A 12,806-nucleotide genomic window follows, 5' to 3' on the forward strand; every position below is an offset into this window, starting at 1 on the left:
TTAAAGCGAAACCTGATCCAGCTTAGCCAGCAGAGCAGTAACCAGTTTTGAAGAGTTCACTGAGGCAATTTCCAGATAAGCTTCGAACGATTGTGGTGATTCTTTGCCTGCGATATCAGACAATGAACGGATCACAACAAAAGGGGTGTTTAACACATGGCAAGCCTGAGCGATCGCTGCGCCTTCCATTTCAACGGCAAGCATTTCCGGGAAATCCTGACGCGTCTTATCGATACGTACAGGGTCGCACATGAAGGAATCACCAGTACAGATAAGACCAACTTTCGTCTGAATATCTGCCAATTCACCGACACTTTGCTGAGCGGCATCAACCAGAGCCGAGTGCGCGCTATAACCTGCAGGCATTTGCGGGACCTGACCCAGTTCATAGCCAAATGCGGTAACGTCTACATCGTGGTGTTTCACTTCTGAAGAGATCACCACATCACCGACATTGAGTTCGGGGTCGAAACCGCCGGCAGAGCCTGTGTTGATCACACAATCCGGTGTATAGTTGTCGATAAGCAAAGTGGTAGCAACGGTTGCTGCTACTTTACCGATACCAGACTGAACCAGGGTAACTTCATGACCACCCAGTTCTCCGTGGTAAAAGGTAAACCCGCCCTTGGTTGCGGTTTGTGTGTTTTTCATTGCGCCACGCAGGATAGTGACTTCCTGTTCCATGGCGCCAATAATGCCTACTTTCATAGTCTTCTCTTATTTTTTAACAGTGCTGCTCATTATATATCATAAATGGGCGCTGAGAATATGGAGTTAGGTGGGTAAAGGTGTTTAGCTGTCAGCCCATAATATGGGCGACAGCGAATAGACTTGTTTATATTTCGGCTAACTGGGTTGCGGCTGCTTTGGCTTGCGAAGGCGAGAGAACCGCAGGTTTGTAATTGCGATTGCGCGGTTTGCTTTGTGGCTCTGGCTTTTTACCCAGCTTGAACAGGATAGCAGCGCGCACTTCTGCACTTTTATAGCCACTTTTGACTTTCATGCGAATGTGCGGAATACCCGCAGACTCCAGGGCACCACTGACAAACCAGTCTTTCTGCGCTTTGTGGCCGTTTTTATTGGCGTTGTTAACCAGATCGACTGCGGCAACAATGTTCAGGGTCTCTTTATCAACCAATACGTAATCGAGCTGCTTGTTTTGTGCTTTGGTAATGGCTGAGCGACGCGCCTTTTTAGACAAGCCTGGTTTGCACTCGATGATTTCAATCAGTTTGACTCGGCTTACAACCTTAAACTTGTCACCCACTGAACGTTCTAGCAGTTGCAGGAAAGAGGCTTCGACCGTCGTAAATACGGAATCTTTTCGATTAAACGGATAAGGATTACCGCCAGTATCCGTATACTTTGAAATAACAATGGAAGCAATAACGACCAGCGCAAGAATAGATAGTAATGTTAGTTCCATAAATCACTCCACGACAACAATTTGACTTGGTGATTATTAAGCAAAGAGCGTGCCTAAAGTGATTGCTGGTGGGGTAATTATCAATTTTGCTCGGCGATGTACACCTCGCCGAGCAAAATGGAGCAGAGCCGAGCGCTGCCGGGTTAGACGCGATAGCCGTCTTTCAGGCCTTTTACAGCATATGCAACGGCATCGTGCGCATGCAAAGACTCATAGTGGTTTATCTTGATATAATAATCCTGATAATTTTCCTTTTCAAACAGGGCTTTAAGCTTTCTTGCTGCATCTTCACAGAACATCAGGTTTTGGCCATTAAGACGGGCAAACTCCTGCTCATCTTCACGTTTAACCGCCGCCTGAACCGGGGTTTTCAATTCATCTTCCACCTGATTTACTAACCCTAGAATGTCAAACTCCTGACAGTGTTCATCCAGTTTCACTTTGATGTTGGTCACAGAGCGTTGAGAGTGTGGAGTGGCTAAAATGCCTTCAGTTGTACCTAACCAGGCATGCACACTGGCATGGTCGAGCGACTGATCGGCAAATTTTTGCTCAAAGGCGTTTTGGATCAGTTGACGAGCCAGTGCGGCCGAACAGGGACAGGTTGATGAATACGTGACATCAAGAGCCAACTCCAGATTAAACTGGCCATCCTGCAGGGTGGCTGTGATAATAACCGGGTAATTTTTCCACCCTTGTTTACCACTCAGCAATGAGGAGCGACGCAGGGGAAGTTCAAAACTAAAGGTCACTTTAGCGCTATGGCTCAGACCTTCGTGGCTGGTAATAAAACTGTCCAGCACTGCGCGGATAGAAGCCGGTGACAATGTCTTTTCACACGATAACTCGTCGAGTGCCAAAAATAGTCGTGACATATGAATGCCTTTGGCATCTTTTCTGTCAAGGCTGACAAACGCGTCTGCTTTGGCAGTGACAGGCGTGTCATTCAACCCTTTGCTGGATAACAATAAAGGCAGCTCGATATTTCCCATTCCTACCCAGTCCAGCTTACCTTCTTGTAAGGCGTCAGCAGAATGTGCAATGTCAGGCATTGAAGTTGGCATTTGAACTCTCTTAATCACGACTATAAGGGGGAGGCATGTTACACCAAAATGTCACAACTTGCCGAGCCTATTGGAAATTATCTGGTAAAAAAATCGCCCAAGTGTGCAAAAATTCATACGCTTAAGTCGACTTTCTAAACATCCACGAAAGACCCTGAATACGGGAGCTGGCGAGGTTATTTTGGTTTGTGCAATGTCGCTTGCGACTTTTGGTGACTCGCTTCTGTGTTTGGGTCAGGTATAATGTAGAAGTTAACTAGGTGATTTTATTATGCTTGACTCTTCATTTGGGACCTGGGCCCGAATTTTATCAAATTTGATTAGGAACTACGGAGACCGTTGGGCGGGTATTGTCGCCTATGCATTTGTGCTGATCGTGTCTCTGGTGTTGGCGTGCATGTTTTATTATGTCGCACTTGGTGAAGTGACACTGGTCAATGTGTTGTCCGTCGTATTATTCGCGGCCTTAACCTCACCACTGTTACTCTCTGTTGCTATCTATGCAATGCGTCAGCTCGATGCTTCAAAGGAGTATCTGGAGTCAGCCACGCAGCAGGAAAAGTTGCTCAATCAGACCCTCAAGGACAATATTAACCGCCTAAATAATGAAATTGATGAGCGGAAGATGGCACTGCATGCCAAGCACAGGGCGATAGCAGAGCTGCGCAAAGAGATTTCGGAGCGCCGTAAAGCAGAGCAGGAACTGGCGCAACAAAGTATGCTACTGCGCAGTATTGTGGACTCTTCTCCTGATTTATTCTATTACCGGGATGAGCGTGGGGTGTTTGCCGGGTGTAACAAGAAATTCGAACAAGTCATTGGTAAAACCAGCGAGCAGCTCATCGGGCATACGGTACAGCAGGTATTTGGTGAACAAGATATTCCAGAGGTACTGCAAACCGATGAACACGTGATTGAGACCCAGCAATCTATCAATGTTGATGTTGAATATCCGGTAGCCAATGAAAACTGCTGGTTTGAGATGCGCAAGCTGCCCTTTATAAATGACGATGGGCAATATATCGGGCTGCTGGCGTTTGGGCGTGATATCACCAGTCGTAAAGAAGCGGAACAGGCGCTTGAAACAGCCTACAAAGATAAAGGGAAATTTATTGCCACATTGAGCCATGAGCTTCGCACGCCGCTCAATGGCATTGTCGGACTGACCCGTATGTTGCTCGACACTGAGCTGACCAAACAGCAAAAGAGCTGGTGTAACACCGTATTCTCCAGTGCGGAAACTTTAGGTAATATTTTCAATGATATTATCGATCTGGACAAGATAGACAGGGAACAACTGGATATTGCGACTGACAGTATCAATGTCTCAGATTTTATTAATGATGTAGTGAACTTTGCTGGTCTGATTGCTGAGCAAAAGGGGCTTGAGTTCAATATTAAACGCACTGGCCTGTTGGATATTCATGCTTTATTAGATCCTACCCGACTACGTCAGGTATTGTGGAACCTGATCAACAATGCGGTGAAATTCACGCACCGCGGTGGTGTGACACTTGAGTGTCGCCGTGAAAATCGTGATGACGGTCCCTGGCTGTCGATTAGTGTGATTGATACGGGTATGGGTATCCCCTCTGATCAGCAGGAACGGATTTTCGATATGTACTATAAAGCGCCGGATGCCAGTGGCAATAACGCCATTGGTTCGGGCATTGGTCTGGCCGTGACAAAAGCTCTGGTGCATGCCATGAAAGGTACAATTCATGTCAGTAGCATGCAGGGTGAGGGAAGCCGTTTTGATGTTGAGTTGCCATTGGAGTTGTGTGCCGCACCAAATGAGCAAAGCTATGCAGGGCGCAGTCTTTATATTCTGTTGGTTGAGGATGTGCCACTCAATGCAGAGATAGCGACGAACTTGCTGGAGCAGCGCGGGCATGAAGTTATCTGGGCTGAAACCGGAGAAGATGCTTTGTCTATGGTTGAAACTGAAGACGAGCTGGATCTTATCTTACTAGATATGCAGCTGCCAGATATTAATGGTGATGAAGTAGCAAGGCAGATCCGCGCCGATAGCCATTTTGATGAGTTACCTATTGTGGCGTTGACGGCCAATGTGCGTAGCGCAGAGCAAGAGCTGCAAGGCATTGACATCCAGGGCGCACTAGCAAAACCGATCAACACCACAAAGCTGGACAAGATGCTTGCGGAGCTGTTTGGGATAGAAGCAAGCAAAGACAAACAAGCTTCGCCCCGGTCAGAGCCTTTGCAATTGAGTGAGCAAGAGCAGGCTTTACTGGATGTGGAGACAATCACTGATTTTGTATCATCTATGGGTATAGAGCCCTTCAAGCGCAGCTGTGACTTATTTGCTCGTCTTAACCCGACTTATTACAAAGAGCTGGATGAGGCTAATCAAAATGCGGATACTGAGACTTATGTGTCTGTGGCACATAAACTAAAAGGCGCCGCAGGATCTGTTGGTCTGCAAAATGTGCAATTACATGCTAAAACGATGGAACTGGAAGGTGCTCAGGTAGGCACAGAGCAGCGTGCTGGTTGGCTGGATGAACTGGAAGTGAAAATAAGAGAAGGGCAATCTGCCCTTCACTCATTAATTGCAAAGCTCGCTGAAAACTCGTAACGCAAACTTATTGGCTATCGATCTTACCGATGAAGCGGTAGCCTTCACCATGAATGGTGCTGATCAGTTCAGGCGTGTTGTTGTCGGTTTCAAAGTGCTTACGGATACGACGAATAGTAACGTCTACCGTTCTGTCGTTGGCACGCAGCTCACGGCCTGTCATGTGCTTGATCAGCTGCTCACGACTGAAGATACGACCCGGTGAGTCCAGCATAAGACGCAGTGCACGGTATTCGCCCTTCGGCAAACGTTTCGCTTCACCTGTAGGTGAAGTCAGGCAGCGGCTATTCTCATCCAGCTCCCAACCGTTAAATGTAATGACGCCATTGCTGTCAATACTAGACTCCTCCGGGCTTGAGCCGGTACGAGTGATCAGGTTGCGCACGCGGATTGTAAGTTCACGCGGGTTGAAAGGCTTAGTGACATAGTCGTCGGCACCGATCTCAAGACCAAGAATACGGTCGACATCGTTGTCACGACCGGTCAAGAAAATAAGACCGATGTTTTTCTTCTGGCGTAACTCACGAGCCAGGATAAGGCCATTTTTACCAGGCAGGTTAATATCCATGATCACACAGTTGACATCATCGTTAGATGTCAATTTTTCATGCATATCATCGCCATCAATGGCTTCAATTACCTTATAACCTTCGGCTTCAAATAAACTAACGAGGTTCAGTCGAGTTACGTCTTCATCCTCAACAATTAGAATGACTGGCGTTTGCATTATTAATTAACCTTTTCGGAATATTGTATTTACAAAATCATCGGCGTTATATAATAAAACCGAATGTTAACGATTATAGGAGTATATTCAATTGTTAACAAGTAAAATCAGTTAGGATAAAACTTGGACACGGCAAGCAACCGAGAAAGCACTTTAAAGTTGTGCTGAGTGACTTCTTGCTTGTTTATATACAGCCTTATCTTACTCCCTTCCTGGACCAAGGACGCAATCCCACCCCCTTCCAAAAATTCGATACTTTCGCCCACAGTTACCATACTTAGGGCCATTGTATCGGTCCAAGCGGAGAGTATATCATCTTCCATTGTTTCATCAATGTATGTGATATCACATCGTTGTGAAAGTTCCCGCAATGACTCAGACTTTTTCACTTCGATTATTTCGATCGGCTTTAAACGTATTTTTAAGGTACGGTTACTATATAAAACAGCGCCTGGACCTTTTTTGATATCATAAAAACAAAAACGGGTCGTTTTCTTATTTTTTTGCTCAGGAAAATCAATGAACTTTGCCATTTGATATAAAAAAGCTGAGCGGATTTCCTCGGGCGATTTTGCGTAACTAAATGTAGAAAAAAACGCAAGTGAGTACAAAATAAATAGGTACATTAATCTCACTGTGTACCTCCTTTCAGAGGCAGGCTAATCACAAATTGAGTACCTGATTTATAATCTTCCTGCAGTGTAATGCTTCCCCCCAGTGCCTGAGTGACCAGGTTATATACCAGGTGCATACCCAGACCACTGCCACCTTCCCCCCGTCGTGTTGTAACAAATGGATCAAAAATACGCTTTTTAATCGCATTAGGCACACCTACGCCATTGTCGCTGTATACAATCGTTAATTGCGGGTCTTCACGGTTCACTTTTATAGCAATTTCGTTATTTTCGTTACTCATAAAACCATGCACCAGAGAATTTGAAAACAACTGTTCAAACACCTGTTGTAATAAACCAGATTTACTTCTGATGGTGAGGTCTTCAGGGCAGTCAATATGTATCTGTGGTGCCTTGAGCGCCAGTTCTGTGCGCATAGCCCCCATGACTGCGTTGAGCAATTTAGTGATGTTGACGTCTGAATTGATCTCGATATCCTGGCTCACTGCCACTTTCTTAAAGCTGGAAATAAGATCGGCCGCTCTGTTGAGGTTACGATAAATGAGATCCAGATTTTCAATCCCTTCTTTAATGAAACGTTCCAGCTGCTTTGACGTCAATGTCTTTTGTTGGAAGGCGGTTTCAATATCGCTGAGTTTATCGCGTAGCAATGTCGAACCTGTTACACCGAGGCCAATAGGCGTGTTAACTTCATGTGCAACGCCTGCAACCATTTGCCCAAGTGAGGCCATTTTTTCATTTTCAACAATCTGATTCTGATACTGGTGCATACGCTCCAGGGTGTTAAGCAGCTCCTGGTTTGCTTCTCTAAGCGCTATCGTACGCTGGTTTACTTTTTCTTCCAGACTCTGGTTGAGTTGCTTTATTTCCTGTTTGTCAGCCTGATGGCGTTCAAGCTGGTTTTGCGTCCTGGTAAGCATAATATTGAGGTTGTTTGCCAGAATATTAATTTCTTCTATGTCACTTTTTTCCGCCCTGGTAGCATAGTTGTGATTTTTCGACACGTCCTGCAACAGAACAGAGAGAGACTCGATCGGACTGGCAATACGTTTTTGGATCCCCCGGGCGACAAACATCACCAGCACCAGCACAAACAGAGTTAACGCGATATCGACCAGAATTTTCCTGTTAATGTATTCTGCCAGGTGCTCAAGGCCACCGCGCAGGTAAACATATCCTTCTATGTTGCCTTCGTACTCTACGGGCAGGATAAGCTCAATGTAGTCTTCGGATATCTTGGGTGTTCTGAGTTCTTCTATTTGATTGACTTTGAGCGGCACAGGCGGCGTTTTACTGGCATTGTAGCTGGTGAAAAAAACGGGCCTGTTGGTCACGTCATCAATCGCATAGATGTGAATGTTCTTGACCAAATCAACCTTATCAAACGATTTTAGGCGCTTTTCTTCGGTTTTTCTGTCATCGAAAATCAGCGTTACCTGAGCATTAAACGCAATGATCTCGGCGATCATCTCCAGCTTGTTGATGATCAGCTGCTTTTGCTTTTTAACGTCAAGATAGGTTGAAATTGAGATAGACAGGGACAAAGACAGCGCCGTTACTAGCATGACGGCACTGATCAGCACTTTTCTTATACTTGTTTTCGTTGCGTATTTACCCATTGGGAGACCACAAATCCCGCTTGCATGCTATTCACTCACTTTAGTTTAGCAGTATAGAACACAAAAAAGCTCACATTTTACGAAACGATTCAGCACTTTGCTCTTTTACAGGGGATGTCAGTAAGGCCAGGAGGAAGACAAGATGGGATTGGGGCCAGTTCAATCATCGCTTTGAACTGGCTTTACATCAGCTCAGGGTCGTACGATAAACTGCAAATTTGGTGTTTTTTATCTGTGTATCGCAATGCCCGAAACGTGCCTCTAAAAGTGGTGGGTACTTCAAGAAGCTATTAGCAACAATATGCAGCTGAGCACCTTTGCTCATATGTTTGGTAGCACCGTTGATAAACCCTTGCGCAATATCATAATCGGTTTTAATACCGGTGTGAAAAGGCGGATTGCTGATAATGGCATCGAAGCGACCTGTTAATTGCTTGAGACCATCGCTTAGCACCAGTTCAGCCTGATGACCATTTAAGCGCAAAGTTTGTTCACAGGCATATAAAGCTAATGCATTGACATCCAGGCAGCTGAAGCGAATCTTTGGAGACTGATTAAGGACAAAGGTTGCGATGATCCCTGCACCACAGCCAAAATCGAGCATATTACCGTGGGCGGGCAATTTAAGGTTTTCCAGTAGTAGTTTCGTCCCGATATCCAGCTTGCCGTGATTAAACACACCAGGGACACTGACAGCTTCAAACTCTTGCCCGGCAACTTTAATGGTGAAGGTTTGCTGATAGCTGGCAATGTCAAAGTTTGCCTCAGGTTGCAGTTGGGCAAATTCGTACAAAATACAATGCTTGGCACTATCGAGCTTGTAATGTGCTTCGCATTTATCTTGCAGCTGCTTTTCTGCCGACTTAACACCGCCTTTATTTTCTCCAACCACCAGTAAACGGGTCTTTTCAGAGCACAGTGCACGAATATTGTCGAACATCATTTGTGCTTCAGGCTTGGACTTTGGATAGTAATAAATGATTAGGTCTAAATCATCGAGCGCAGGCAAGCTGTGTGACACATGGCTGTCAATATCTGCGATCGAATCAGCAGCCAGGTGATCGGCAAAGTCATAACTAAATGCACTGATGATCGCCTGTGGATTTAATTGCTTCAGCTCAGACAGGAAGCTATCACGCTGATGGTTGATCACCAAAATATGCTGGCCTGTCAGCTCTTCTTCGTTGCGCAGCAGCAATAAGCTAGGGTTAGTTAATTTTTGCATCAGAGGTCCACAATAGACGGGGCAGGGCGCCCCGGTAGCAATGACAGGTTAGGCTGTACGTTCAAACATCAGATCCCATACACCATGACCCAGGCGGTGACCGCGCTGCTCAAATTTAGTCAGGGGGCGGAAATCCGGGCGAGGTACGTAGTCGTTGCTGTCTGATTGGTTGGCAAAACCTGGCGCTGACTGCATTACTTCCAGCATATGCTCTGCGTAGTTTTCCCAGTCTGTTGCCATATGGAAAACACCCCCGATACGCAACTTAGTGCGGAGCTTCTCGACAAATTCGGCCTGAACGATACGGCGTTTATGGTGGCGTTTTTTGTGCCATGGATCCGGGAAAAACAGCTGAAGTTTTGCCAGGCTACCGTCTGGGATACAATCTGCCAGCACTTCAACCGCATCATGTTCAAATACGCGCAGGTTAGTGACGCCCTGTTCGTCGGCTTCCATTAAACAGGCACCAACACCCGGACGGTGTACTTCAATACCAATAAAATTCTGGTCTGGCGCGTTTTTTGCCATTTCAACCAGAGATTTACCCATGCCAAAGCCAATTTCAACCACAACATCGTTGTCGTTGCCGAACACCTCAGTAAAGTCCAGGCGACCCTGAGCATGCTCCAGGCCCATCGTTGCCCAGCATTTTTCAATGGCGGCAGCTTGTCCTTTGGTCAGGCGGCCTTCACGTTTTACAAAGCTACGTACTTTGCGAATGTACTTGCCTTCCTGCTCGGCTTGTTCCAGAGCGGTTTTACTCGATTCGTTCATGGTCTTCATCTTCGGTGTAAAAAATGGGCGCACATTATCGCTATTCGCAGCGCCAAGTACAAGAGCTTGACCTTTGAAAAAAGCTTCATACACTGGCGCGTGTATTAGCAAGTAAAAGCAGAGTCTCGCAATGACAGTAAATAATGAGCAAGCCCAGTGGTTTGCCAAGCAAGTTGTCGACTGGTACCAGTTACACGGGCGTAAAACGCTGCCCTGGCAACTTGAGAAGACCCCATATAAAGTTTGGGTGTCAGAAGTAATGTTACAACAAACTCAGGTTGTGACTGTTATCCCGTATTTTGAACGCTTTATGGCGCGTTTTCCGACCATAATCGACCTGGCCAATGCACCAGAAGACGAAGTATTGCACCACTGGACTGGCCTTGGTTATTACGCCCGAGCAAGAAACCTGCACAAGACCGCAAAAATTGTCCGTGATGAGTATCAGGGGAGATTCCCCGAAACGCTGGAACAGGTGATGGCGCTACCAGGTATCGGTCGCTCTACTGCGGGGGCGGTGCTTTCTCTTTCTCTGGGGCAGCCACACCCGATTCTGGATGGTAATGTAAAACGTGTACTGGCCCGTTTTTTTATGGTTGAAGGCTGGTATGGCGTTAAGAAGGTTGAAAATCACCTGTGGGCATTAACCGATGCGCTGACACCAAAAGACAGGGTGACTGAATACAATCAGGCAATGATGGATCTGGGGGCCAGTTTATGTAGTCGCAGCAATTTTGATTGTGAGGCTTGTCCACTGGTCAGTCGTTGTCAGGCGTATCAGCTGGGCAGGGTGAAGGAATTTCCTAACTCTAAGCCTAAAAAAGTGAAGCCCAGGAAAGCAGCATATCATCTGATAATGCGTGCAGAGGATAAAGTATTAATGGAAAAACGGCCAAGCAGTGGCATCTGGGGAGGACTATTTGGTTTCTTTGAGTTCACTGAGCTTGCAGAACTTGAAGCATTTTTGGTACAACAGGGCATAGCAGGAAGTCGTCAAACACTGGCGTCTTTTGTTCATATATTCACGCACTTTGAGCTGACCATTACTCCTGTGGTTATCGATTTAAATCAAATCCCGGATTGTGTGCACGACAACCCATTATTGTGGTATGAGTTAGCACAACCTGCCGAAGTGGGCCTGGCTGCACCGACTAAAAAGTTGGTTAAAGTATTAAAGGCAATGGGGTAAACTTAACCTAAACGAATGCATAAAGGGTAAAGAGATGGCACGTACCGTATTTTGTCAAAAGTTACAAAAAGAAGCACCGGGACTGGATTTTCAATTATATCCGGGTGAAGTTGGCGAACGTATCTTCAACAACATCAGTAAAGAAGCGTGGCAACAATGGCAGCATAAACAAACTATGCTGATCAATGAGAAACATCTGAACATGATGGATCCTGAGCACCGCCAGCAACTTGAAGATCAGATGGTGGGTTTTTTGTTTGAAGGTAAAGACGTTGAGATTGAAGGTTATCGCCCAAAAGAAGGGTAATCACCTCAACTAAAAAAGGCTGCTCAGGCAGCCTTTTTTAACGTCTTTTTTGCAGCTTAATAACTGCGCTCTACTGCGAGCTTCGCTAATGAAATCAGTGCGGTTTTGTGTTCAGATTCCGCTAGTACACTAAGTTGCTCAATCGCTTTTTGCGACTCAGTACGGGCGCGCTCCATGGTGTGTTCCAGCGCGTTAGTTTGCTCAAGTGTAGCCAGGATTTCGTTTAGGTTATCAAGGCCATTACCGTTTGCTATGGCATCACGGATCTGTGCAACCTGCTGGTCAGTGCCGTGACGCATCGCATAAATTAACGGCAATGTCGGTTTGCCTTCGGCTAAGTCATCACCAATGTTTTTTCCAAGTTGCTCAGCATTGGCGCTGTAGTCCAGCACATCATCAACTAACTGAAAGGCTGTACCCAAGTGCATACCATAGAGTTTCAGGGCGTCTTTGGTTGCCTCTGACTGGTCCAAAATAACCGCGGGTAGCATAGTGGCTGCTTCGAACAGTTTAGCCGTTTTACTATATATCACTTGCATATAGCTTTGTTCTGTCGTATCCGGGTCGTTACAGTTCATTAGCTGTAAAACCTCGCCTTCAGCGATAACATTGGTCGCATCAGCCAGGATTTGCATGACTTCCATATTCTCCAGCCCAACCATCAGCTGAAAGGAGCGGGTGTATATAAAGTCACCAACTAGCACGCTTGCCGCGTTACCAAATTCGGCATTGGCTGTGGGTTCGCCCCGGCGCAGAGCGGATTCATCAACCACGTCGTCATGTAGCAAAGTGGCTGTGTGGATAAACTCGATAATGGTCGCCAGTGTAACGTGTTTATCGCCCTGATAGCCTAATGCTTTAGCAACCAAAAGTGCCAGCATAGGGCGGATGCGTTTTCCACCACTATTGACTATATATAAGCCAAGTTGATTAACCAGTGCGACGTCAGATTGCATTTGGTCGCCTATAAGTTGATTAACGGCAAGCATGTCTTGCTCAATCAATCTCTGGATCGCTTTGATATCCATAACGCTCCGAGCTAAAGCCTCATTCAGGGATGTTCGAGTCGCAAGTGTACATTAAAAATTCCCATGACTCGATAACTTGCCTTGATAGAGGTTAAAAAATCGATGCTTTTGTTTGTTTTTTGTTCTTTATGGTCGTTTCATATCAGAATTCGTGGGTGAGAAAGTAAAAAGAGCTTGGCTTATCACACCTTTTCGTTAGAATAAATGAAAATA

12 protein-coding genes are annotated in these 12,806 nt (G+C 45.9%); 3 read left to right on the top strand and 9 right to left on the bottom strand.

The window, feature by feature from the left end:
- The 3 genes from mtnN to folE2 all read right to left on the bottom strand — a co-directional run bounded on the left by mtnN (nucleotide 1) and on the right by folE2 (nucleotide 2,490).
- Nucleotides 1–708 (bottom strand): 5'-methylthioadenosine/S-adenosylhomocysteine nucleosidase, encoded by a 708-nt coding sequence (gene mtnN, locus CWB98_RS13545; protein ID WP_138545356.1) that lies wholly within the window; start codon nucleotides 706–708, stop codon nucleotides 1–3.
- A gap of 127 nt (nucleotides 709–835) precedes the next feature.
- Nucleotides 836–1,426, bottom strand: coding sequence for a DUF2726 domain-containing protein (locus tag CWB98_RS13550; protein ID WP_138545357.1), 591 nt, complete (start codon nucleotides 1,424–1,426; stop codon nucleotides 836–838).
- Between the two features lie 143 nt (nucleotides 1,427–1,569).
- Entirely contained in the window at nucleotides 1,570–2,490 is a 921-nt protein-coding gene (folE2, locus tag CWB98_RS13555; protein WP_138545358.1) for a GTP cyclohydrolase FolE2, read from the bottom strand.
- 271 nt (nucleotides 2,491–2,761) lie between these two features.
- Here folE2 and arcB point away from each other — a divergent pair, with 271 nt between their 5' ends.
- Nucleotides 2,762–5,089 (top strand): aerobic respiration two-component sensor histidine kinase ArcB, encoded by a 2,328-nt coding sequence (gene arcB, locus CWB98_RS13560; RefSeq protein WP_138545359.1) that lies wholly within the window; start codon nucleotides 2,762–2,764, stop codon nucleotides 5,087–5,089.
- A 7-nt stretch (nucleotides 5,090–5,096) separates the two neighbouring features.
- Here the strand turns inward: arcB and arcA are convergent, their stop codons facing one another.
- The 5 genes from arcA to trmB all read right to left on the bottom strand — a co-directional run bounded on the left by arcA (nucleotide 5,097) and on the right by trmB (nucleotide 10,069).
- The gene (gene arcA, locus CWB98_RS13565) at nucleotides 5,097–5,816 is read right to left on the bottom strand and encodes a two-component system response regulator ArcA (RefSeq protein WP_010383531.1); all 720 of its coding nucleotides are present in this window, start codon (nucleotides 5,814–5,816) and stop codon (nucleotides 5,097–5,099) included.
- Nucleotides 5,817–5,923: 107 nt separating this feature from the next.
- Nucleotides 5,924–6,442, bottom strand: coding sequence for a YfiR family protein (locus tag CWB98_RS13570; RefSeq protein WP_249364679.1), 519 nt, complete (start codon nucleotides 6,440–6,442; stop codon nucleotides 5,924–5,926).
- Between the two features lie 5 nt (nucleotides 6,443–6,447).
- Entirely contained in the window at nucleotides 6,448–8,070 is a 1,623-nt protein-coding gene (locus CWB98_RS13575; protein ID WP_138545361.1) for an ATP-binding protein, read from the bottom strand.
- Nucleotides 8,071–8,257: 187 nt separating this feature from the next.
- Nucleotides 8,258–9,295 carry a methyltransferase gene (locus CWB98_RS13580; RefSeq protein ID WP_138545362.1) on the bottom strand — a complete coding sequence of 346 codons (1,038 nt, stop codon included), beginning with the start codon at nucleotides 9,293–9,295 and terminating at the stop codon, nucleotides 8,258–8,260.
- Between the two features lie 48 nt (nucleotides 9,296–9,343).
- On the bottom strand, nucleotides 9,344–10,069 hold the full coding sequence (gene trmB / locus CWB98_RS13585) for a tRNA (guanosine(46)-N7)-methyltransferase TrmB (RefSeq protein ID WP_125717102.1): 726 nt from the start codon (nucleotides 10,067–10,069) through the stop codon (nucleotides 9,344–9,346).
- Nucleotides 10,070–10,199: 130 nt separating this feature from the next.
- On the opposite strand from trmB, the gene mutY reads away from it, so the two are divergent.
- Both mutY and CWB98_RS13595 read left to right on the top strand, forming a co-directional pair.
- Entirely contained in the window at nucleotides 10,200–11,258 is a 1,059-nt protein-coding gene (gene mutY, locus CWB98_RS13590; RefSeq protein ID WP_138545363.1) for an A/G-specific adenine glycosylase, read from the top strand.
- Nucleotides 11,259–11,292: 34 nt separating this feature from the next.
- On the top strand, nucleotides 11,293–11,565 hold the full coding sequence (locus tag CWB98_RS13595) for an oxidative damage protection protein (RefSeq protein WP_054014731.1): 273 nt from the start codon (nucleotides 11,293–11,295) through the stop codon (nucleotides 11,563–11,565).
- Between the two features lie 56 nt (nucleotides 11,566–11,621).
- Here CWB98_RS13595 and ispB read toward each other — a convergent pair whose 3' ends face one another.
- Complete coding sequence (ispB, locus tag CWB98_RS13600; protein WP_138545364.1) at nucleotides 11,622–12,593, bottom strand: octaprenyl diphosphate synthase; 972 nt, start codon at nucleotides 12,591–12,593, stop codon at nucleotides 11,622–11,624.
- Between the last annotated feature and the right edge of the window lie 213 nt (nucleotides 12,594–12,806).

The sequence above is a fragment of the Pseudoalteromonas rubra genome (assembly GCF_005887115.1).
Classification (GTDB): domain Bacteria; phylum Pseudomonadota; class Gammaproteobacteria; order Enterobacterales; family Alteromonadaceae; genus Pseudoalteromonas; species Pseudoalteromonas rubra_F.

Excerpts from the sequence above, each read along its gene's own strand:
- CWB98_RS13595 (WP_054014731.1), top strand. The coding sequence starts at position 11,293 with ATGGCACGTACCGTATTTTGTCAAAAGTTACAAAAAGAAGCACCGGGA.
- arcB (WP_138545359.1), top strand. The coding sequence starts at position 2,762 with ATGCTTGACTCTTCATTTGGGACCTGGGCCCGAATTTTATCAAATTTG.
- CWB98_RS13575 (WP_138545361.1), bottom strand. The coding sequence starts at position 8,070 with ATGGGTAAATACGCAACGAAAACAAGTATAAGAAAAGTGCTGATCAGT.
- mtnN (WP_138545356.1), bottom strand. The coding sequence starts at position 708 with ATGAAAGTAGGCATTATTGGCGCCATGGAACAGGAAGTCACTATCCTG.
- CWB98_RS13570 (WP_249364679.1), bottom strand. The coding sequence starts at position 6,442 with ATGTACCTATTTATTTTGTACTCACTTGCGTTTTTTTCTACATTTAGT.
- arcA (WP_010383531.1), bottom strand. The coding sequence starts at position 5,816 with ATGCAAACGCCAGTCATTCTAATTGTTGAGGATGAAGACGTAACTCGA.
- trmB (WP_125717102.1), bottom strand. The coding sequence starts at position 10,069 with ATGAACGAATCGAGTAAAACCGCTCTGGAACAAGCCGAGCAGGAAGGC.
- CWB98_RS13580 (WP_138545362.1), bottom strand. The coding sequence starts at position 9,295 with ATGCAAAAATTAACTAACCCTAGCTTATTGCTGCTGCGCAACGAAGAA.
- CWB98_RS13550 (WP_138545357.1), bottom strand. The coding sequence starts at position 1,426 with ATGGAACTAACATTACTATCTATTCTTGCGCTGGTCGTTATTGCTTCC.
- folE2 (WP_138545358.1), bottom strand. The coding sequence starts at position 2,490 with ATGCCAACTTCAATGCCTGACATTGCACATTCTGCTGACGCCTTACAA.
- ispB (WP_138545364.1), bottom strand. The coding sequence starts at position 12,593 with ATGGATATCAAAGCGATCCAGAGATTGATTGAGCAAGACATGCTTGCC.
- mutY (WP_138545363.1), top strand. The coding sequence starts at position 10,200 with ATGACAGTAAATAATGAGCAAGCCCAGTGGTTTGCCAAGCAAGTTGTC.